The sequence below is a fragment of the Neobacillus piezotolerans genome, assembly GCF_003362805.1.
GTDB lineage: Bacteria > Bacillota > Bacilli > Bacillales > Cytobacillaceae > Bacillus_D > Bacillus_D piezotolerans.
The window spans coordinates 1-1,443 of record NZ_QNQT01000032.1 but is presented as its reverse complement, the minus strand read 5'-3'; the positions used below and the strand labels follow the sequence as shown (position 1 = coordinate 1,443).

2 pseudogenes are annotated in these 1,443 nt (G+C 51.9%); both read left to right on the top strand.

Annotation, left to right across the window (positions count from 1 at the left end):
- Positions 1 to 316: 316 nt before the first annotated feature.
- Positions 317 to 1,097: pseudogene (locus tag DRW41_RS22555) on the top strand (IS6 family transposase).
- Positions 1,098 to 1,218: 121 nt separating this feature from the next.
- A pseudogene (locus tag DRW41_RS22545) lies at positions 1,219 to 1,443 on the top strand (hypothetical protein); the annotation flags it as partial.

Genomic DNA, 1,443 nt, shown 5'->3' with positions numbered 1-1,443 from the left:
CGGACAGGCTCCTTTGTTAACTAAACCTGTCAGGTTAAAAGATATAAACCTTAAAATACATGAGGTTATGTCAAATCAAGGACGAGTCAAAAGTGAGTAGGCATTGTCGTAATATTTGCGATTATAGCTTTGGTGTTCTCGATCGTTGCGAATTTTGAAAATTTGTGGAGTCAAATGGCGCCGAAAGCCCGGCGTAGCCGGTTACCTGGCTATAAACTCTGCCACCCTACCCCCTGCCCTGATTAGCCTTAACGGCACTGTTGCAAATAGTCGGTGGTGATAAACTTATCATCCCCTTTTGCTGATGGAGCTGCACATGAACCCATTCAAAGGCCGGCATTTTCAGCGTGACATCATTCTGTGGGCCGTACGCTGGTACTGCAAATACGGCATCAGTTACCGTGAGCTGCAGGAGATGCTGGCTGAACGCGGAGTGAATGTCGATCACTCCACGATTTACCGCTGGGTTCAGCGTTATGCGCCTGAAATGGAAAAACGGCTGCGCTGGTACTGGCGTAACCCTTCCGATCTTTGCCCGTGGCACATGGATGAAACCTACGTGAAGGTCAATGGCCGCTGGGCGTATCTGTACCGGGCCGTCGACAGCCGGGGCCGCACTGTCGATTTTTATCTCTCCTCCCGTCGTAACAGCAAAGCTGCATACCGGTTTCTGGGTAAAATCCTCAACAACGTGAAGAAGTGGCAGATCCCGCGATTCATCAACACGGATAAAGCGCCCGCCTATGGTCGCGCGCTTGCTCTGCTCAAACGCGAAGGCCGGTGCCCGTCTGACGTTGAACACCGACAGATTAAGTACCGGAACAACGTGATTGAATGCGATCATGGCAAACTGANGGTGCCCGTCTGACGTTGAACACCGACAGATTAAGTACCGGAACAACGTGATTGAATGCGATCATGGCAAACTGAAACGGATAATCGGCGCCACGCTGGGATTTAAATCCATGAAGACGGCTTACGCCACCATCAAAGGTATTGAGGTGATGCGTGCACTACGCAAAGGCCAGGCCTCAGCATTTTATTATGGTGATCCCCTGGGCGAAATGCGCCTGGTAAGCAGAGTTTTTGAAATGTAAGGCCTTTGAATAAGACAAAAGGCTGCCTCATCGCTAACTTTGCAACAGTGCCGGATTGAATATAACCGACGTGACTGTTACATTTAGGTGGCTAAACCCGTCAAGCCCTCAGGAGTGAATCATGACCGTAGTCACGACCGCCGATACCTCCCAACTGTACGCACTTGCAGCCCGACATGGGCTCAAGCTCCATGGCCCGCTGACTGTCAATGAGCTTGGGCTCGACTATAGGATCGTGATCGCCACCGTCGACGATGGACGTCGGTGGGTGCTGCGCATCCCGCGCCGAGCCGAGGTAAGCGCGAAGGTCGAACCAGAGGCGCGGGTGCTGGCAATGCTCAAGAAT